18 protein-coding genes and 1 pseudogene are annotated in these 18,757 nt (G+C 73.5%); 10 read left to right on the top strand and 9 right to left on the bottom strand.

Annotation, left to right across the window (positions count from 1 at the left end; genetic code table 11):
- The first annotated feature begins 366 nt into the window (after positions 1-366).
- Genes ACFY23_RS10670 through ACFY23_RS10660 form a run of 3 tightly spaced genes read left to right on the top strand, consistent with a single transcriptional unit; the run spans position 367 to position 2,033 of the window.
- Entirely contained in the window at positions 367-822 is a 456-nt protein-coding gene (locus tag ACFY23_RS10670; protein ID WP_350685672.1) for a helix-turn-helix domain-containing protein, read from the top strand.
- Entirely contained in the window at positions 815-1,198 is a 384-nt protein-coding gene (locus tag ACFY23_RS10665) for a DUF4180 domain-containing protein (RefSeq protein WP_350685674.1), read from the top strand. The genes ACFY23_RS10670 and ACFY23_RS10665 overlap by 8 nt, the downstream gene beginning before the upstream one ends.
- Before the next feature lie 55 nt (positions 1,199-1,253).
- Entirely contained in the window at positions 1,254-2,033 is a 780-nt protein-coding gene (locus ACFY23_RS10660; protein WP_350685676.1) for an alpha/beta hydrolase family protein, read from the top strand.
- 89 nt (positions 2,034-2,122) lie between these two features.
- Here ACFY23_RS10660 and ACFY23_RS10655 read toward each other — a convergent pair whose 3' ends face one another.
- The 4 genes from ACFY23_RS10655 to ACFY23_RS10640 all read right to left on the bottom strand — a co-directional run bounded on the left by ACFY23_RS10655 (position 2,123) and on the right by ACFY23_RS10640 (position 6,015).
- Entirely contained in the window at positions 2,123-2,629 is a 507-nt protein-coding gene (locus ACFY23_RS10655) for a DinB family protein (protein WP_350685678.1), read from the bottom strand.
- 196 nt (positions 2,630-2,825) lie between these two features.
- The gene (locus tag ACFY23_RS10650; RefSeq protein ID WP_387038910.1) at positions 2,826-3,641 is read right to left on the bottom strand and encodes a M15 family metallopeptidase; all 816 of its coding nucleotides are present in this window, start codon (positions 3,639-3,641) and stop codon (positions 2,826-2,828) included.
- A gap of 179 nt (positions 3,642-3,820) precedes the next feature.
- Entirely contained in the window at positions 3,821-4,633 is an 813-nt protein-coding gene (locus ACFY23_RS10645; RefSeq protein ID WP_350687562.1) for a peptidylprolyl isomerase, read from the bottom strand.
- A 122-nt stretch (positions 4,634-4,755) separates the two neighbouring features.
- Positions 4,756-6,015 carry a D-alanyl-D-alanine carboxypeptidase gene (locus tag ACFY23_RS10640; RefSeq protein ID WP_350819690.1) on the bottom strand — a complete coding sequence of 420 codons (1,260 nt, stop codon included), beginning with the start codon at positions 6,013-6,015 and terminating at the stop codon, positions 4,756-4,758.
- Between the two features lie 265 nt (positions 6,016-6,280).
- On the opposite strand from ACFY23_RS10640, the gene ACFY23_RS10635 reads away from it, so the two are divergent.
- The 4 genes from ACFY23_RS10635 (at position 6,281) to ACFY23_RS10620 (ending at position 8,983) form a co-directional block, all read left to right on the top strand.
- Positions 6,281-6,613, top strand: a complete 333-nt coding sequence (locus tag ACFY23_RS10635; protein WP_350687411.1) for a cupin domain-containing protein — start codon at positions 6,281-6,283, stop codon at positions 6,611-6,613.
- Positions 6,610-7,410, top strand: a complete 801-nt coding sequence (locus tag ACFY23_RS10630) for a YwiC-like family protein (protein WP_350819692.1) — start codon at positions 6,610-6,612, stop codon at positions 7,408-7,410. Before ACFY23_RS10635 ends, ACFY23_RS10630 begins: the two co-directional genes overlap by 4 nt.
- Positions 7,411-7,509: 99 nt before the next feature.
- Complete coding sequence (locus ACFY23_RS10625) at positions 7,510-8,115, top strand: NAD(P)H-dependent oxidoreductase (RefSeq protein WP_350685765.1); 606 nt, start codon at positions 7,510-7,512, stop codon at positions 8,113-8,115.
- A 139-nt stretch (positions 8,116-8,254) separates the two neighbouring features.
- The gene (locus ACFY23_RS10620) at positions 8,255-8,983 is read left to right on the top strand and encodes a methyltransferase domain-containing protein (RefSeq protein ID WP_350685756.1); all 729 of its coding nucleotides are present in this window, start codon (positions 8,255-8,257) and stop codon (positions 8,981-8,983) included.
- Position 8,984: 1 nt separating this feature from the next.
- On the opposite strand, the gene ACFY23_RS10615 is transcribed toward ACFY23_RS10620, so the two are convergent.
- Together ACFY23_RS10615 and ACFY23_RS10610 are read right to left on the bottom strand one after the other, a co-directional pair.
- The gene (locus tag ACFY23_RS10615; RefSeq protein ID WP_350685758.1) at positions 8,985-9,725 is read right to left on the bottom strand and encodes a MerR family transcriptional regulator; all 741 of its coding nucleotides are present in this window, start codon (positions 9,723-9,725) and stop codon (positions 8,985-8,987) included.
- Positions 9,726-9,857: 132 nt separating this feature from the next.
- On the bottom strand, positions 9,858-11,834 hold the full coding sequence (locus ACFY23_RS10610) for a hypothetical protein (protein WP_350819693.1): 1,977 nt from the start codon (positions 11,832-11,834) through the stop codon (positions 9,858-9,860).
- Between the two features lie 354 nt (positions 11,835-12,188).
- On the opposite strand from ACFY23_RS10610, the gene ACFY23_RS10605 reads away from it, so the two are divergent.
- From ACFY23_RS10605 to ACFY23_RS10595, 3 genes are all read left to right on the top strand, one after another.
- Entirely contained in the window at positions 12,189-14,462 is a 2,274-nt protein-coding gene (locus ACFY23_RS10605) for an excinuclease ABC subunit UvrA (RefSeq protein WP_350685760.1), read from the top strand.
- A gap of 316 nt (positions 14,463-14,778) precedes the next feature.
- Complete coding sequence (locus tag ACFY23_RS10600; protein ID WP_350685761.1) at positions 14,779-15,423, top strand: ABC transporter ATP-binding protein; 645 nt, start codon at positions 14,779-14,781, stop codon at positions 15,421-15,423.
- A gap of 9 nt (positions 15,424-15,432) precedes the next feature.
- Positions 15,433-16,965, top strand: coding sequence for a DUF6297 family protein (locus tag ACFY23_RS10595; RefSeq protein WP_350685766.1), 1,533 nt, complete (start codon positions 15,433-15,435; stop codon positions 16,963-16,965).
- A gap of 168 nt (positions 16,966-17,133) precedes the next feature.
- Here the strand turns inward: ACFY23_RS10595 and ACFY23_RS10590 are convergent, their stop codons facing one another.
- The 3 genes and pseudogenes from ACFY23_RS10590 to ACFY23_RS10580 form a co-directional block, all read right to left on the bottom strand.
- Positions 17,134-17,382: a hypothetical protein gene (locus ACFY23_RS10590; RefSeq protein ID WP_350685762.1), complete on the bottom strand. Its 249-nt coding sequence runs from the start codon at positions 17,380-17,382 to the stop codon at positions 17,134-17,136.
- A 125-nt stretch (positions 17,383-17,507) separates the two neighbouring features.
- Entirely contained in the window at positions 17,508-17,927 is a 420-nt protein-coding gene (locus ACFY23_RS10585; RefSeq protein ID WP_350685763.1) for a protein-tyrosine phosphatase family protein, read from the bottom strand.
- Positions 17,928-18,403: 476 nt separating this feature from the next.
- A pseudogene (locus ACFY23_RS10580) lies at positions 18,404-18,757 on the bottom strand (hypothetical protein); the annotation flags it as partial.

The following is an 18,757-nucleotide window of genomic DNA, read 5'->3' as shown; positions in this document are numbered from 1 at the left end:
GACGAAAAAGCCGCCCGGTCCCCGGTGGGGTGGGCGGCTGCGCGTACGCGCTGGCGCTAGTCGCGCCGCCACCCCGGCTGCCGGCCCTGCTCGGGACGGCCTTGACCCAGGGCTCGCTCCCCTGTGGGCAGCGAGGCACCGCCGTGCGGCGTCGGCCACACGGCGTCGGTGCGGGTGCGCTGCGACACGGCGTACTCCCTGGGTCGTTCGGTTGACCTTGCGCCGATGACGGTAGGCGCGTCGGACGGTGGCCGCAATGGATATTCGGCTCCGGGCGCACCGGACGCGCCGGCCGGCTGCGCGTCACAGGAGCGAAGCCGCTTTGCATTTCCCTATCACTCCCTATCAGCACTAGCATAGGGAGTGATGAGTGAGGAAATGTTCTCCGTCGAGCAGGTGGCCGAGCGGCTCGGCCTACACGTGCGCACGGTGCGCGGCTACATCCGCGCCGGCCGGCTGAGGGCGGTGCGGATCGGCAAGCAGTACCGGATCGCCCGCGCCGACCTCGACGCCCTGACCGGGCGGCCGGCGCCGGCCCGTCCCGCCGCCGGCCCGGCGGTGGAGGTGTCGAGCATCGTGCAGATCGACGGCGTCGACCGGGCCGCCGCCGACCGGCTCGGCACGCTCGTCCTGGCGGGTGCGAACACCGGCCACGACCCCGGCCGCCCGCTGCGCGTCCAGACCGTCCACGACGAGGAGCGACACCGCATGAAGATCGTGATATTCGGCGGCGCCGCCGCCACCGCCGAGATGCTGCGCCTGCTCGACGCGGTGCTCGACGGCGACAACGGCCTGGTCACCCGGGAGGTCGGGAATGTCTGACGTGGTACGGGAGCGGGCCGGCGTGCCGGTGCTGGTGTGCGACCCGGACGACCCGCCCGTGGCCACGGTGCAGGACGCGCTGGACCTGATCGGCGCGGCCTTCCTCGGCGCCGAGGTGGTGGCCGTGCCCGCGCACCGGCTCGACCCGTCCTTCTTCTCCCTCGGCAGCCGCTTCGCCGGCGAGGTCATGCAGAAGTTCGTCAACTACCGCCTGCGACTGGTCGTCGTCGGCGACATCTCCCGGCACCTCGCGGCCAGCGCGGCCCTGCGCGCCCTCGTCCAGGAGTCGAACCAGGCCGACCACGTGTGGTTCGTCCCCGACCTCGACGCGCTCGACGACCGGCTGCGGGCCGCGACCCGGGCGACCCCCGGCTGAGCGGCCCGCTGGCGGGATCCTCCGCCGGACGTGTGATGGGCTACGGTCGACGACCGTGGCCCTGATGCGTGCTGACTTCTACTCCGAGGTGCTCGGTCTCAACACCTCGATGACGGTGATCCTGCCGCAGCGAACCTCGTCGCAAATCGGCATGGCCGGCGCCGCCCCGGACGGGGACGCGCCCGTGCTCTACCTGCTGCACGGCCTGTCGGACGACGACACGATCTGGCTGCGCCGCACCTCGATCGAGCGGTACGTCGCGCCGCTCGGCCTCGCGGTGGTGATGCCCCAGGTCGCACGCAGCTTCTACTCCGACGAGGAGCACGGCAACCGGTACTGGACGTTCCTCAGCGAGGAGCTGCCCGGGCTGTGCCACCAGTTCTTCCGGCTCTCCACCCGCCGGGAGGACACCTTCGTCGCCGGGCTCTCGATGGGCGGCTACGGGGCGCTGAAGTGGGCGCTGCGCGACCCGGGCCGGTTCGCGGCGGCGGCGAGCCTGTCCGGCGCGCTGGACGTGGCCGGCCGCCGGCAGGACCCGGTCCATCCGATCGACGCCCAGGTCTGGCACACCGTCTTCGGCGAGCGTGCCGTCGCCGGCAGCGACGACGACGCACTCGCCCTGCTCGACAAGGCGGGCGCCGACCTGCCCGCGCTCTACGTCGCCTGCGGCACGGAGGACTTCCTGTACGAGGACAACCTGACCTTCGTCGCGGCGGCCCGCGAGCGGGGCGTCCCGCTCACCGTGGACTTCTGCCCCGGCGCGCACGACTGGGCGTACTGGGACGCGAAGATCCAGGACGTGCTGGCCTGGCTGCCGCTGCGCGCCGAGGGCTGACCACCGCGCCCGGGCGCCCGCGGTCAACCGCCGCGGGCGCCGACGGTGCCGGCGATGCCGCGTGGCGCCCGGGGCTCCGTCGATGCCGCTCAGGCGCCGACGGTGCCGTCGATGCCCTCACGCAGGAAGTCGGCATGGCCGTTGTGCCGCGCGTACTCGTGGATCAGGTGCAGCATCACCAGCCGCAGCGACACGTCCTGGCCCCACCTGGCGTTGTGGCCGGTCACGTCGAGCGACTCCGCCTCCCGCTCGATCCGGCGGGAGTGCGCGACCTCCCGCTGCCAGGCGTCGAACGCCTCCGCCCGGGTGGCGCCGCTGGCGTCGTACGCCACCTGGAAGTCGCCGGAGTCCGACCAGACCAGCGGGACGTCCTCGCCGTTGATGGTCCGCCGGAACCAGTTGCGTTCCACCTCCGCCATGTGCCGGACGAGGCCGAGCAGCGACAGCGTGGACGGGGGCATCGACCGCCGGCGCAAATCCTCGTCGGACAGCCCGTCGCACTTCATGGCGAGGGTGGCCCGGTGGTAGTCGAGGAACGCGCGGAGCATCTCGCGCTCGCTCCCGGTGACAGGTGGGCCGATGCGTTCGGTGGTCACGTCGACTCCCCTCCCCCGACGACGAGCCGCCGTCGGAGTGCTCGTGCGGGCCCCGCGCGGCGGCACCCCTCCCGACGTGATCATGCCGGACGGGCCCGCCCCGCGCCGCACCGCGTCCCGCCGCGCACCCCGCCGGACGTCCGCCGAGACCGGCCCGTGCCCTGCCGGTGGCCGCCGTGCCGGGCCGCCGTGTCGGCTACCCGCTCGGCACCGAGGAGCGGGCCACCGGCACGTCGAAGTACGTGTCCGGCCAGGGCTCGTCACGGTAGCGGTAGTGCCACCACTCGCGGTCGTAGTTGACGAAGCCACCGTCGCTCATCAACTGCCGCAGCAGCCGCCGGTTGTCCCGTGCCGTGCCGGTGATCCGGGGCGAGTCGGTGTGGGCGAGCGGGTCGAAGCAGTCGAATCCGGTGCCCATGTCGACGCTGTTGTCGCCGAACCGCTGCCCCCGAGGGGCGGTGCAGGAGACCAGCGGCTGGCCCGGGGCGTACGGGGCCTGGGTGGGGGTCGGCACGTCGACCAGGGTCAGGTCGACCGTGCTGCCCCGGCTGTGCGACGTGGGCGCGCCGACGTACCCCTCGTCGAACAGTTTCGACTTCGCCACCCGGGGATAGAACTCCGCCTTCATCTGCTGATCGCCGGGCTGCCTGGCCCAGGCGACGAAGTCGTCGGCGGCCCGCCGGGGGCGGTAGCAGTCGTACACCTTCAGGCTGCGGCCCCGGGCGAGCGCGGCGTCCTGCACCCGGCGCAGCGCCTCGGCGGCCTGCCGGGTGAGCAGGCAGAGCGGTTCGGGGTAACCGGCGACCGGCCGGCCGACGAAGTTGTGCGCGGTGGCGTACCGGATGTCGGTGCGGATCCGCGGGTCCACGTCGGTGAGGACGACGAAGCCCGGCGCGCGCGGCGTCGTGGTCGCGGTCGGGGCCGCCGTCACCGACGGCGCCGTCACCGACGGCGCCGGCGACGGACCGGGCCTGGTGCAGGCCGGCGCCAGCGCCGCGACCACCACGGCCACGACGACGGTCCGGGCGGCGGCCCGGGACCGCCGGCCGGCCCGGCCCGCCCTGTCCACGCCTCCCTGTCTATCAGGGTGCGGGCCCGTCGGGCCCCGGGTCCGGCGACAGTCGTACGCGCGGGTGCCGCCAGCCCAGCCCCGCCCGGCCGAGGGACGGCCGGGCGGGGCGGTGGAGACGGTCAGTGGTGGTGCCGGACGGCCCGGTGGATGTCGACCGGCAGGGCGGGCGCGCCGTCGACCGGAGCCGGGTCCTCGGCCGTGGGGGCGATGCCGCCGGCGGCGATCCGGTCGAGCGTGGCCAGGCCGGCGGCGTCGATCGAGCCGAAGACGGTGTAGTTGGGGCGCAGCGCCGAGTCGGACTGGACCAGGAAGAACTGGCTGCCGTTGGTGTCCGGGCCGGCGTTGGCCATGGCGAGGGTGCCCCGGGCGTAGAGCCGCCGCACGCCGGTCGGGTCGGTCGGCGCCGGCGGCAGGTCGGTGGGCAGCTCGTCGAGGTACCGGTAGCCCGGGCCGCCCGAGCCGGTGCCGGACGGGTCACCGCACTGGAGCACCTTCAGCGTCGGGTACGCGGTGAGCCGGTGGCAGGAGGTGTGGTCGTAGAAGCGGTGCCGCACCAGGTGCAGGAAGCTCTGCACGGTGCACGGCGCGGCCTCGCGGTCGAGCGTCAGCCCGATCGGCCCCTGGTTGGTCCGCAGCGTCACCCGCACCGTGCCCCGGTCGGGCGTGCGCCTCGGGTCGGGCGGCAGCGGGACCGGCCGGGCGGCCGGTTCCTCCGGCGTCTCCGTGTAGGAGCACGGTCCCGGCGTGCCCCGGGGATCGGCGGCGGAGTCGGCCGGGGACCCGGCGGGCGCGGCGACCGCGGCGGCACCGCCACCGGTCACCAGCGCGCCCGCCACCAGGGCCACGCCGGCGAGGCGGGTCAGCGCGCGGGCCGGTCGGCGGGGTGCCGCGATCGACGGTGGGACGGAGTGCGGTCGGGATTCGCTCGGCACGTGGATCCTCCCTGGACGTGTGGCACCAGAAAGACCGGAGTCTATGGATCCCGTCGTCGGTTGTCGATCCGTCCTGCGACCGCGGCGACCTGCGACAGGTGGGTGACCACGAGCACCCGCGGTCAGGGGGTCCGGCGCCGCCCCGCCCGGCGTCGCCAGAGCAGCGTCGCCGCCGCCAGCCCGAGCACGGCCACCGCGAGCGCGGCCGCAGGCCACCGTCCCAGCAGGCCGTCCTCCAGCGGGCCGCTGGCCGCGGCCGGACGCGGGTCGCCGGTGGCGGCGAGCGCGGGCGGCGTGGCGGCCGCCGAGGCGGCCAGTTCCCCCGGCTCGACGAGCCGGCCGACTGCGGATCCCCGGGGCAGCGAGAAGCCCCAGTCGAGCAGCGCGGCGCCCTGCTCCCAGCCGCGCGCGGGCCGCGGCTCGGCGCCGAGCAGCGTGACGACCAGCCGGCGACCGTCCCGCTGGGCCGCCCCGACATAGGTGTGCCGGGCCAGGTCGGTGAAGCCGGTCTTGCCGCCGAGCGCCCCGGGATAGCGGTAGATGAGCTGGTTCTCGTTCTGGATCTCGAAGCCCTTGGTCCGCTGCGCCGGCTGGGCGGGGATGCGGTGGGTCTCGGTGAGCGCGTACCGGCGGAAGGTGGGGTCGGCGAAGCAGGCCCGGGCGATGAGCGCCAGGTCGTACGCGCTGGTGAACTGGCCCTTCCCGTCGAGGCCGGACGGGGTGACCGCGTGGGTCTGCAGGGCGCCGAGCCGGTGCGCCTCCTCGTTCATCGCCCGCACGCCGCCGGCCATCCCGTCCGGGCCGCCGCCGAGGCGGGCCAGCAGGTTGGCCGCCTCGTTGCCGGACTGCAGCAGCAGCCCGAGCCAGACGGTCTCGATCCGGTAGCGGCCGCCGGCGACCAGCCCGACGGCGGAGGAGCCCGGCTCGATGTCCATGTCGCCGTCGGTGACGGTGACGACCTGCTTCGGGTCGAGCCGGGGCAGCATGGTGGCCGCCAGCAGCAGCTTCTGCACGCTGGCGGGGGTGCCGTACTCGTGCGGGCCGCAGCCGCCCAGCACCTCGCCGGTGTCGAGGTCGGCGACCAGCCACGAGGATGCGGTGACCGCCGGCGGCCGCGGCGCCCCCGCGGGAACGACCAGGCCGGCGGTGGCCAGCGCCGGCCCGCCCACGGCCCGCTCCTCGGGCACGGCCGGCGGCGGCGACGGGCGCGGCGGCCGGGACACCGCCGGCGCGGGCGCCTTCGGGCACGGCGTCGGCGGCACCGCGCCGGACGCGGTCGTCGCGGCGGCGGTACGAGCGGTCGGGGCGGCCGCCACGGGGGCGGGCGCCCCGGCGGCGAGGAGGACGGCGGTCGCCGTGGCCGCCAGCAGCCGAACCTTCATGCCCCGCACCCTAGTCGGCCCGGTCCGGCACACGGGCCGGCTTCCCCATGCTCCGGGGGCCGGGGTCGCGGCGCGGTGCGGAGGTGTCCGCCGGCGCGTGCGACCGGGGCGGGCCCGGATTCCGGGACCATCGGCCCTGTCGCCGGGCGGGCCCGGCGCGGAAGCTGGTAACCGAAAGCGGCAGACGATCTTCCGGTTTGCGGGACGGTCGCCGCCGCACGGACGGCCCGCACGCCGGCGCGCCACCCACCCGGAAGGACGCAGCATGGAGGCTCTCTCGCTGACCCGCCTCGCCGACGAGCAGCTCGCCGCCGCCCGGGAGGCCGACAGCGGACGCAGCGCCCGCAACCTGCACTCCGGCCGGGACCGCCGGCTGCGGCAGACCCTGCTCGCGCTCCGGGGCGGTCGCTCGCTCGACGAGCACGACAACCCGGGCGAGGCCACGCTGCAGGTGCTCCTGGGGCAGGTGCGCCTGGTGGCCGGCGACGAGTCCTGGGAGGGCCACGCCGGCGACCTGGTGGTCGTCCCGCCGCGGCGGCACGCGCTGCACGCCGTGACGGACGCCGCCGTCCTGCTCACCGTGACGCCGCAGCCGTGACCACCGTCCCGGCCCGCCGTCACCGCCCCGCCGCCGGGCCGACCGTACGGCCCACGGCGACCACCACCGGCCGCGCCCGGACCGGCGGCCGGTCGCCCGGCTGGCTGCCGCCGCAGCACGGCGCCTGGGCGATGCTGCTGCTGCCCTTCCTGGCGGCGGTGACCGTCACCGGCCCGCACCCGCTGCACCTGCCCCTGCTCGGGGCGGCGCTCGCCGCCTACCCGCTGTCGTACTTCGGGTTGCAGGCGGTCAAGACCGGCCGGTTCCGGCGGGTACGCCCGCAACTGACCGCGTACGGCGTCGCCACCGTGCTGTGCGCCACGCCGGTGCTGGTGGCCCGGCCGGCGGTCCTGGCGTACGCGCCGCTCTACGGCGTCCTGGCCGCCGTCAACGCCGGCCACGCGCGCCGGCGGCGGGACCGGGCGCTCCTCAACGACCTCGCCTTCGTGGCGCAGTGCGGGCTGCTCGGGTTCGTCGTCGCCACGGTCGCCGGGGTGCCGCCGACCCGGGTGGCCGGCGTGACGGCGGTGGCGCTCGGCTACCTTGTCGGCACGATCCTCTACGTCAAGACGATGATCCGGGAGCGGGACAGCGCCGGGCACCGGTGGGCGTCCTGGGCGTACCACGCCGTCGCCGCGCTCGCCGCGGCGCTCTGGGCGCCGGCGCCGGTCGCCCTGGTCTTCGCGGCGCTGCTGGCCCGGGCCGTGGCGCTGCCCGGGCGCCGGCTCACGCCGAAGCGGGTGGGGCTGGTCGAGACGGCCTGCACCCTGCTGGTGCTGGCGGCCGTGACGTTCTGAGCCACGTACCCGGCCGGCTGGTCGTGCGGCGGCGGGCGACGAGGCGCACGATCCGTCGATGCCCGCCGGCCGCGGGGTGGGTACATCCGACCGGTGAACATGGACGGTGTGGCCAGGCGCTTCCTCTTCCTCCTGGGTAGTTCACGCCCCGGCGGCAACACGGAACTCCTGGCCCGGCGCGCGGCAGCCGCGCTGCCGGCCGGTGTCGAGCAGCGCTGGCTTTACCTGGCCGACCACCCGCTGGCGCCGTTCCACGACATCCGACACGGTCAGTGCCCTCCCCCGCCGTCCGGCAACGAGGCGCTGCTGCTGACGGAGACCCTCGCCGCGACCGACCTGGTGATCGCCTCCCCGGTCTACTGGTACAGCGTCAGCGCCCCCACCAAGCTCTACCTCGACCACTGGTCGACCTGGCTACGGCTGCCCGGTGTCGACTTCCGAGCCCGCATGCGCGGCCGCACGATGTGGGCGATCAGCGCCCTCAGCGACGAGGACCCGGCCAAGGCGGACCCGTTGCTGAACAGCCTGTCGATGAGCGCCGACTACCTCGGCATGCGATGGGGCGGCGCGCTGCTCGGCCACGCCGACCGCCCCGGCGACGTGCTCGGCGACGCGACCGCCCTCCGCGCCGCGGACGCCTTCTTCGCCTCGACGGCGCTCGGCGACGCACGGGACCGGCGGGTCGCGGAGCGCGCGTCCGGCTGACCGCAGGTCGTAGCCCGGATCCCGGCCGGCCGGACGACCGCGTCGGTTGTCTCACAAGCCGTTGCCTGCGGCGTCCCCACCGACTAGAACCGGATCACGATCGCCCGGACGTCCCGGCGACGGTGGCGAGGTGATGGCCGTGGCTCTGATCTCCTACGACGACACCGACGCGGCCGCCTTCGCCGCCACGCGGGAGTTGCCGCGCAGCGGGCTGGACCGGTGGCGGCACGCGGTGGGGCAGCACCTGCGGCCCCGGGCCGGGACGAGCGTGCTCGACCTCGGCGCCGGCACGGGGGCGTGGGCCAGCGCCTTCACCGACTGGTTCGGCGTCCGGGTGGTGGGCGTGGAGCCCGCCGACGCGATGCGGTCCCGCGCCACCCATCGGCCGCTGCTGGCCGGCGACGCCCTCGCGCTGCCGCTGCGCGATTCCACGATGGACGCGGCCTGGCTGTCCACGATGATCCATCACGTCGCCGACCTGGACGCGGCGGCCCGCGAGCTGCGCCGGGTGCTCCGGCCGGGCGCGCCCGTGCTGATCCGCTCGCCCTTTCCCGGCCGGCACCAGCGGATCTCCCTGTTCCACTGGTTTCCCGAGGCGGTCCGGGTGCTGCGGCGCTACCCGGACCTCGCGCGGGTGCGCTCGGCGTTCGCGGCGGCCGGGTTCACCGTGAGCAGCGTCGAGCCGGTCGCGCAGACCACCGCCGGGTCGCTGGCGGAGCTCGCCGAGCGCCTCGAGCGCCGCGCCCACACCCCGCTCCAGTTGATCACCGACGAGGAGTACGCCGGCGGCCTGGCGCGGCTGCGGGCGGCGGCCCGCGAGGCGACCGGCCCGGTCGTCGACCACCTCGACCTGCTGGTGCTGCGCTGAGTCAGCCCGGCAGGGTCGCGTCGCGGTGCCGCAGGTAGTCGTACAGCGCGGCCGAGGCGCCCAGCCGCCGCAGGCTGCGCCGGTGCAGCTCCTGCTCCCGCCGGGCCAGCTCCGCGTGGACCCGCTGGGCGCTTCCGGTCGTGCGCATCTCGTCGAGCACGGCCGCGATGATGTCGAACGGGTACGCGCCCCGGCGCAGCAGCGCGACGACCTGCGCGGCCCGCAGTTCGGCCTGGTCGTACACCCGGTAGCCGGTGCCGCGCTCGCGGACCGGCCGGACCAGGCCGCGTTGCTCCCACAGCCGTAGCTGGGAGGTGCGGACCCCGACCAGGTCGGCGACCGCGCCGATGCGCACCCCGCGCCGCGGCGCCGGCAGGGTCGCCGGCGGGCTGGTCACCACCGTCTCGAACGCGCCGAGCACCCGCCGGATGTCCGCCCGCTCGCGGTCCAGCTCGGCGTGGCCGCCGTCGAGCGCCGCCAGCGCCGCCGGCAGGTCGCCCCGGTGCACGGCGGCCATGACCTCCCGGGTACGCGCCCAGCCGTGGCCCTCGGCCATCCGGCGGGCCACGGACAGCGCCCGGAGGTGGTCGGCGGTGAAGATGCGGTAGCCGGCGGCGGTGCGTTCGACCGGTGGCAGCACGCCCAGGTCGACGTAGTTGCGGACCTGCTGGACGGAGATCCCGGCGGTCGCGGCGAGGTCCACGGCCCGCAGCCGGCCACTGCCCTTCCGCGCGGTCACCACCGGGCCACCGTACCGCCCACCCACTCGCCGGGATCTTCCGTGCCCGCCCCGGGCGATCGATGCCGCCAGGGTGTACGGAAGGGGCCCCTTCCTGTCCAGAGAAACGACAGGAAGGGGCCCCTCCACACCGGCTCAGCGCGTGAGCCGGTACAGCTCCCCGCCCCGGGCGTAGTACATGACGCCCGACGCGTCCATCGTCCAGACGTCGCTGATGCCGGTGGCCAGCTTCTGGACCGAGAGCGTCTCGGGGTCCACACAGGCGACGGTGGACCGGAAGTTGCCGCACACCGCGCCGTCCGGCGCGACCGCCAGGTGGTCGCTGCGCCAGACGTGGGAGACGTTCCAGTCGAACGGCTCCACCTCGACGGTCCGGACCACGGTCCGGCTCACCGGGTCGAACTCGAAGAGCGTGCCGGAGGTGGATCCCCAGATCCGGCCGTCCGGCGCCACGATCAGCCGGGTGATCGCCTTGGCGCCCGGGATGGCGGTGCCCTCCCAGACCTTCGTCGCGGTCGCCGGGTCCCAGAGGAAGAGCTTCGCCTCCGTCTGGGTCGGCGCGATGCCGAGCCCGCCCCAGATGCCGGTGCCGCCGAGCACGAGGTCCCCGACGGTGGCCAGGGCGGTGACGCTCTGCTCCGGTACGACGTTGCGGTGCACCTCCTTCGCCCCGGTGGCCGGGTCGACGAGCGTCAGCGCCCCGCCGAGCTGGCCGTACTCCGGGATGGTGCCGAAGGCGATCCGGTTGCCGACCCCCGTGATGGCGAACGGCCGGTCCTGGTGCTCGGTGCGGAGCGTCGCGAACTGCCGCGGGTTGGTGCCCCGCACGATGGGCTTGGTCGGGTCGAGTTCGAGCAGGTTCGCGCCCGGGTACACGCCGGCGTAGATCTTGCCCTGGTAGGAGAGCAGGCCCTCGGCCTGGCCCAGCGCCCCGGCGTTCTCGCTGAAGACGCCGGTCGCCGGGTCGTAGGAGGTGATGCCGCCGCTCGGGTAGGCGCTGGACCAGATCTTGCCATCCGGGCCGGCCTCCACCGTCTGCAGCTGGGCGGGCAGTCCCTTGACCCCGGCGGAGACGACCTTCCTGGCGCCGGTCTCCGGGTTGTAGTAGGACAGGTTGCCGCTCAGGTTGATCGTGACGAGCGTCCTGCCGGGCCACTTCGGATCGTCCAGGTGCGCCCAGCCGAATCCGCGCGACGTGCCGAACCCGGTGAAGCCGGTCGGGGTCAGCGTGCGGGTGTCCAGGTTGTAGGCCGTCAGCCGACCGGCCGAGGAGAAGTAGACGTTCTTCTTCGCGTCCGGCGGGGAGAAGTCCAGGCCCGAGCCGACACCGAGTTCGGCGATCCACTGGCCGGCCTTCAGGTCGTACACGAGCACCTGGTTGCTGTTGGCGAGCCGGGCGAAGAGCGTGTGCTGGTGCACGTCGAGGTCGTAGACGAACTGCTCGGTGCGGTACCGCTCGGGCAGCGGGATCTCGCGGCGCTCCCCGGACTCGATGTCGACCTCGACGAGCCGGGCCACCGTGCCCAGGCCGGCGTAGACCTTGCCGTTGGCGACGCCGATGCTGCGCACGTACTGCTCGCCCGGCCAGATCTGCCCGTAGTCCCGGACAGCACCCGTGCGGTGGTGGTACGAGTAGACCTTGCCGGTGGGGAAGGTGCCGACGAAGACCCGCTCCCCGTCGTTGGCCAGGCGCCACGTCGTGGTCTCCCCCGGCACCGGCGAGCCCAGGTCCTCCACGTGGTCCGCGCCGGGCCGGTAGCGGAACAACTTGCTGTCGGCACCGATGTACGCGGTGCCGTCCGGGGTGACGGTGCCACCCCACGAACCGCCGGCGCCGGGCAGCGGCAGGGTCCGGACCACGGTCGCGGTGCGGGTGTCGATGACGTTGAGCGCGCCGGTGGTCCCACGGGCCACGGCGTACGCGTAGTCGCCCGCGGACGTGGAGCCGAAGGTCGCACCGTAGATGGCCAGGTTGTGGTGCGGCACGCCGACCAGGGTCTCGGTCGGCGTGGCGGCGACGGCCGGGGTACCCGACACGGCGGTGGCCGCGACGAGGGTCGCCACGATGGCGACCGACGCCAGGCGGCGACGCTGCTGGAGAGGCATAGGCATCCCTTCTGAAATTACGGCCATCACCGTAAATCTCGATACATCGAAGGTCAACCACTGATTCACCCACGGCAGCGGACCTCACCGGCGATCCTTCACTCGGGACACTGGTTACGGTCCCGCCGTTATCCATCGGGTCACCGAATTGACGCGCCGCGTCCCGCGTGGACCGCCCCGCCGGGCGCCAGTACGCCCCCGGCTCACACGTTATTTGAGACTTTCCGTACCTCTCCAGGCGCGAGCGGCAGGCCAAGGCGGCGGAAGCCTCTACAAGCACATGAATGAGACGATCGAAGGAAGCCGCCCCCCGAAGACATGGCCGGGCGGAATCCGCCCACGATCTCGCGAAGGGTTCGCATGCAGCAGCCAGCACGGTCCGCCGCCGACAGCCACGACATGATCGAGGTACGCGGAGCCCGGGAGAACAACCTCGCCGCCGTCTCCGTCGACATCCCCAAACGCCGGCTGACCGTCTTCACCGGCGTCTCCGGGTCGGGGAAGTCCTCCCTGGTCTTCGGGACCATCGCCGCCGAGTCGCAACGCCTGATCAACGAGACCTACAGCGCCTTCCTCCAGTCGTTCATGCCGAGCCTGGGCCGGCCCGACGTCGACTCGCTGCGCAACCTGACCCCGGCCATCGTCGTGGACCAGGAGCGGATGGGCGCCAACTCCCGCTCCACGGTCGGCACCGCCACCGACGCGTACGCGATGCTGCGGATCGTGTTCAGCCGGCTCGGCACCCCGCACGTCGGCGGGGCCGGGGCGTTCAGCTTCAACCTGGCCGAGGGGATGTGCCCGACCTGCGAGGGCCTCGGCCGGGTCTCCGACCTCGACGTCAACGAGATGGTCGACGTCGAGCGCTCCCTCAACGACGGCGCGATCACGGTGCCCAACTTCGCCGTCGACTCCTGGTACTGGCAGACCATCGTCAACTCCGGCCTGTTCGACCCCGACGTCAAGCTCCAGGACTACACGCCCCAGCAGTGGGAGGACTTCCTCCACAAGCCGGCCACGAAGATCAAGGTGGGCAGCAACAACTGGACGTACGAGGGCCTGGCGGTCAAGGTGCGCCGGCTCTACCTGGCCAAGGACCGCGAGTCGATGCAGCCGCACATCCGCGCCTTCGTCGACCGGGCGGTCACCTTCACCACCTGCGCCGCCTGCCACGGCGCCCGGCTCAACGAGGCGGCGCTGTCCTCCCGGATCGCCGGACGCAACATCGCCGAGTGCTCGGCCATGCAGATCAGCGACCTGGCCGGGTTCGTCCGCGGCATCGACGACCCGTCGGTCGCCCCGCTGATCGGCAACCTGCGTGACCTGCTCGACTCGCTGGTGGAGATCGGCCTCGGCTACCTCAGCCTCGACCGCGAGTCCGCCACCCTCTCCGGCGGCGAGGCGCAGCGGGTGAAGATGGTCCGGCACCTCGGATCCAGCCTCTCCGACATCACGTACGTCTTCGACGAGCCGACCGTGGGCCTGCACCCGCACGACATCGCCCGGATGAACGACCTCCTGCTGCGCCTGCGGGACAAGGGCAACACGGTGCTGGTCGTCGAGCACAAGCCAGAGACCATCGCGATCGCCGACCACGTGGTCGACCTCGGGCCGGGGGCGGGCGCCGCCGGCGGCCGGGTCTGCTACACCGGGGACGTGCCGGGCCTGCGCCGCTCCGACACCCTCACCGGCCGCCACCTCGACCACCGCGTCCGGCTCCGCGAGCACGTACGCCAGCCGTCCGGCCACCTGTCGATCCGCGGCGCCGACCTGCACAACCTGCGCGACGTCAGCGTCGACATCCCGCTCGGGGTGCTGACGGTGGTCACCGGCGTAGCCGGCTCCGGCAAGAGCTCGCTGATCCACGGCTCGCTGCACCGCCGCGACGGCGTGGTGGTCGTCGACCAGTCCCCGATCCGGGGTTCCCGGCGCAGCAATCCGGCCACCTACACCGGCCTGCTGGACCCGGTCCGGACGGCCTTCGCCAAGGCCAACGGGGTCAAGGCGGCCCTGTTCAGCGCCAACTCCGAGGGCGCCTGCCCCACCTGCAAGGGCATCGGCCTGGTCTACACCGACCTGGCGATGATGGCCGGCGTCGCCTCGGTCTGCGAGCGGTGCGAGGGCCGGCGCTTCACCGACGAGGTGCTCACCTACCGGCTGCGCGGGAAGAACATCAGCGAGGTGCTCGCGATGCCGGCCACGGAGGCCCGGGACTTCTTCCCCAGCGGCCCGGCCCGGGTGATCCTCGACCGACTGGTCGACGTCGGGCTCAGCTACCTCACCCTCGGGCAACCGCTCAACACCCTCTCCGGCGGCGAGCGGCAGCGACTCAAGCTGGCCATCCGCATGGCCGACAGCGCGAGCACCTACGTGCTGGACGAGCCGACCACCGGCCTGCACCTGGCCGACGTGGACCAGTTGCTCGCGCTGCTGGACCGGCTCGTCGACGCCGGCAACACGGTCGTCGTCATCGAGCACCACCAGGCGGTCATGGCGCACGCCGACTGGCTGATCGACCTCGGGCCCGGAGCGGGGCACGACGGCGGCCGGATCGTGTTCACCGGCACCCCGGCCGACCTGGTCGCCCACGGCGACACCCTGACCGCCCGCCACCTGCGCGAGTACGTCGACCGTTGACTCGTGAGGTGTCCTGGTCCCGGCGCGGGTGCGCCGCACCGGGACCAGGCAGGTCGAGCATCCGGACGACGTTCGGCAGGTGACCTCCACGCGAGACGGCGCAGGTGTGTCATCGGTCGGCGAAGGAATTCGGCATTCTCACGGGAAGCGTCCTTCGCATCCCCCGCCTATTGCCGATCCATTCGCCGGTGCCACCGCAATACAAACCGCAGGCCAGCTTGAACGGGGATCGCGCTTGTACGATGAGCATTCCGTCCGGGCATGGGCCGCCAATCCGGTTGCGCGAAAGCGGGGCCCCCCACGTGAGCATGTCGCAATGAGCGCCCGTTCGGCTTGTGCCGTAGCGGTCGACGACCTGACGGTCGCCTACGGGTCAACGGTCGTCCTCGACGCTGTCAGCCTGCAGGTTCCTAAAGGTGCCGTCGTCGCGCTGGTGGGCGAGAACGGGGCGGGCAAGTCCACGCTGCTGCGCTGTATCGCGGGCCTGCAGGAGCCGTCCGACGGTTCGGTCACAGTCTTCTCTACGACGCCCGGGCGCAGCGTGGAGTTCTGGCGTCAGGTGGCGACCACCGTGGAGTCCCCGAGCTGGTATCAGGGGCTGACGGTGCGTGAGCACCTCGACCTGGTTCGGGTCGCCAACGGCGGGGACCCGCACGACGGGCACATCGACGCTGTCTGCGACCCGCTGGGGCTGACCGGCCTCGCAGACAGCCTCCCCATCACGCTCTCGTCCGGTCAGCGCCAGCGTTTCCTCTTGGCGGCCACGTTCGTCCGTCCGAGCCGCCTGCTGATTCTCGACGAACCGGAGCAACGGCTCGACACCGGAATCAAGGCCGCCATCGCGACGCATCTGCGCGCCTATGTGGCGTCGGGCGGCACCCTCGTCATGGCCAGCCACGACGAGGATTTCTGGCAGGGCGTCGGCGCGACCGCGATCGTCCTGAGCAGGCCGGAAAGCTAGCCCGTGACCCTGACTCACGTGCCGACACCTTCCCGCCCCCCCGAGGGGGTCAACATCCGCCGCTGGATCCGGCGGCGGCAGATCGCCGCGGAGGGCCGGGTCGACGTCGGCACCGTCTACGCGGTGGCCCTGGCGTTGCTGATGGCGGTCGCGCTGCTCGGTCAGCCCGTCGTCGCCGTCGTCTGGCCACAGACGCCACCGGCCGGCGGGCCGTACGCGACGGTCCTCGTCGGGGCCGCGGCGGTGCTCGCGGCGTTCTTCGTCGTGCTACGCCAGTTGGGTCCCTTGTCGATCAGCCGTAGCGACGCGACCTGGCTGTTGCCCGCACCGGTGCCGCGGCGCATGCTGCTGACGCCGGCGCTGGTGCTGACCACCGTCGCGGCTGTCGTGCTGGGCGGCGTGACCGGCCTCGCCGTGACGGGTCACCTCGCCGGCCGGCCGGCAGGACCGATCATCCTCGTGGCCAGTGCCGCCGCCGGCGGCGCCGCCGCGATCGTCGTGGCACTGGTAGCCGTGTACTGCCAGCAGCGGCCGAACACGGCCCGCGTCGCCGACGGGGCGGGTGTCGCCGTCGGCGCCGGTTGCCTCGTGGTGGCGGCGGGATTTCAGATGTTCGGCGAGTACCGGCTGCCGGTCGAGGAGAGACCGGCGGCGGCGTTGCTCCTCGCTCTCGGCTGCGTTGCCCTCATGAGCTCAGTCGTCGCGGTGGTCGTGACGTATCGGCGACTCAACGGTTGGCCGTCGTCCCCGATCGCGGAGGCTTCCGTCAACGCAGGCGCTTACTCCGACGTCGTCTACGCCGTCGAGCCCTCGTACCTGACCGAGTTGAGCGCGCGACGCTACTGGCGACGGCGGATGGGCATCCGCACGGCCAGGCTGGTCGCACATCGGCGCGTACCGCCACTCGTCGCGCAGGACCTGCTCATCGTTCGGCGAAAGGCGGGCAAGCTGTGGTGGCTCGCGGGCAGCGCCACCGTGCCGACCCTCCTCGCCGACGGCCCGAACTGGTTGTTGATGGGCGCGTTCCTCATCGGTGCCCTGGCTGCCGCCGGCCTCACCTCGGAGTCCACCCACAGCGACGCTGGGAACCCGGCGATGCTCCGGCTCCTCGGCGTTCCGGGCCGCTGGGTGACCACCCAGAGACTCGTGGTCCCGGCCGCCGTCGCGGCTGTCTGGTGTGCGGTCGCCCTGGGCGGTTTGCAGGCCGCCGGCATGCTCGACGGTCCGTGGTGGGTTCTGGGGATCGTGGCAGGGCCGGCTGTCGCCGTCGGCGCCTTCCAGCGCGCCAAGGCGAGCGCCGCCAGCATCGGCACCATCCTCATCGAGACTCCACTCGGCGCGTTCCCCGCCGGCATGCTTCTCTGGCTCGCCAACGGCGTGGACGTCCTGGCGATCCTGACCCTGCCGGTCTCCATCGGCCTGATCACCGTGCAGACCCCAGACGTGCTCGGGTGGCACTGGGTGCTGGCGCAGACGGCATCATCGGTGCTGGGCTGCCTGATCCTGGTGAGACGCTCCACCACTGCCACGAGCACGCTGTGACGGGGCTTGCTTCGGGACCCGGCCAGTGCCCACGATCCCGCCGGATCAGGCGAGTCGGCGCAGCCAGCGACGCCGCCAAGGAGTCTTGACGCCCGTGGGCGGTAGGCGGCGTGCCCTGGTCCCGGTGCCACAGAGCCGGAACCAGGCAGCCACGCGGCAGGGGGACGCTCAGCGGACGGGCGCGGGGACGGCCCGGGCCGACGGGGCCGCCAGCCGGCGCAGCCACCGCCGCATCGGTGACACCGAGGCCGCGACGGGGGTGAGCAGCCCGACGGTGATCAGCAGGGCGTCGAGGAAGAGCGTGGCGAGCACGACGAGCACGGCCAGCGACGCGACCGTACGGACGACCGCCGGCACCGTACGCGTGGCCGCGCGGTGCGCGCCGTGGTAGCGGACAAGGGGGCGGGGTGGAGCCATGGTGCTGGTACCTGCCTCAAGGTTCGGACGAGGTGCCCCTCTTACCCACCGAGAGCTGCGCAAACCTCGCCGATGACACGAACCACAACGAGGTGCTCGGCCGGGCGTGCCACGATCGGGCCGGATCAGGCGAGTCGGCGCAGCCAGCGACGCTGCCAGGGGGTCTCCACCGCCCGTGGGCGGTAGGCGGCGCGTACCCAGTCCACGGCCCGCTCCGGCGGCAGTCCGTCCAGGATCGCCAACGCGGCCAACGCCGTGCCCGTGCGCCCGGTGCCGCCCTTGCAGGCCACCTCCACCCGCTCGCCGTCGCGGGCGCGACGCAGTGCCTCGCCCAGCGCGTCGACCGCGTCCGCCCGGTCGACCGGGACCCAGAAGTCCGGCCACCGGATCCTCCGGTGCGGCCAGGCCGGCGCCGGACCGGGCGCCAACAACAGAGCGAAGTCCGCAGGCGAGGCCACGTCGGCGACCCGGCGCCCGCGCACGGCCGCCCCACTCGGCAGTACGACCACACCCGGCTGGTCGCGCCACTCCCGCTGCACATCCACCGACCCATTCTGCCTCCACCGCACCCACTCGCCCCGCCCGCCCTGCAGCGCGCGAGGTCCGGGCACCGCGCCCACTCCCCCGCCGCCTCGCAGCGCGCGAGGTCCTGGCGGTGTCGACCCGCACGGGTCCGCCACGATCAGCCCAAGGGAAAACGGATGTGGATACGAGACAGCGCCGCCCCCGGGCCGGATCGGCACGGGGGCGGCGCTGGGCGTCGGTGTGCAGGTCGCCTCTCGGCGCGTGGCGCGACGCGGCTCCAGCCGAACGGTATTCCGCGAAGGCAATTCAGGTGAGGCCCGGGGACACTGGGCACACCGACACCTCATTCAACCAGCCGACGGCCGTCGGTGTTCCCGCACCTGCCGCATTGCCGGGCCGACCGGCCGTCAGTGGTGAGAAGACGCCGCTGGCCGGCACCCGTGTCGGGTGCCGGCCAGCGATCCCCCTTGTGGTGGAAAGTCTGTCTCGCTGTCGGTCAGCTGTTCCAGTGCTTGGCGACCAGGTCAGCGGCCTGCCGCTCCCACTGCGCGTAGTGGTCCGGGTACGCCGACACCTGCACGGTCTGCGCCGCCTTGGTCAGCGGCATGTCCTGCCACCCGTCGACCTGCTTGAGACCCTTCAGGAACGCCATCGTCGAGTACTCCGGGTCGGTGATCTGCTCGACCGTGCCCCACCCGCTCGACGGGCGCTGCTGGAACAGGCCCTGCGAGTCGTGGTCGTTGCGCTCACCCAGGTGACCCAGGTTCTCCAGCTTCGACTCCTGCAACGCCGTCGCGATCGCCACCACGGCGGCCCGCTCGTCCATGCCGGCCTTCTTCGTCGCCGCGAT

Origin of the sequence: Micromonospora sp. NPDC000121 (assembly GCF_042899165.1) — a bacterium.
Classification (GTDB): Bacteria; Actinomycetota; Actinomycetes; order Mycobacteriales; family Micromonosporaceae; genus Micromonospora.
The sequence above is the reverse complement of the archived record's forward strand: the minus strand, read 5'-3'. Positions and strand labels throughout refer to the sequence as shown.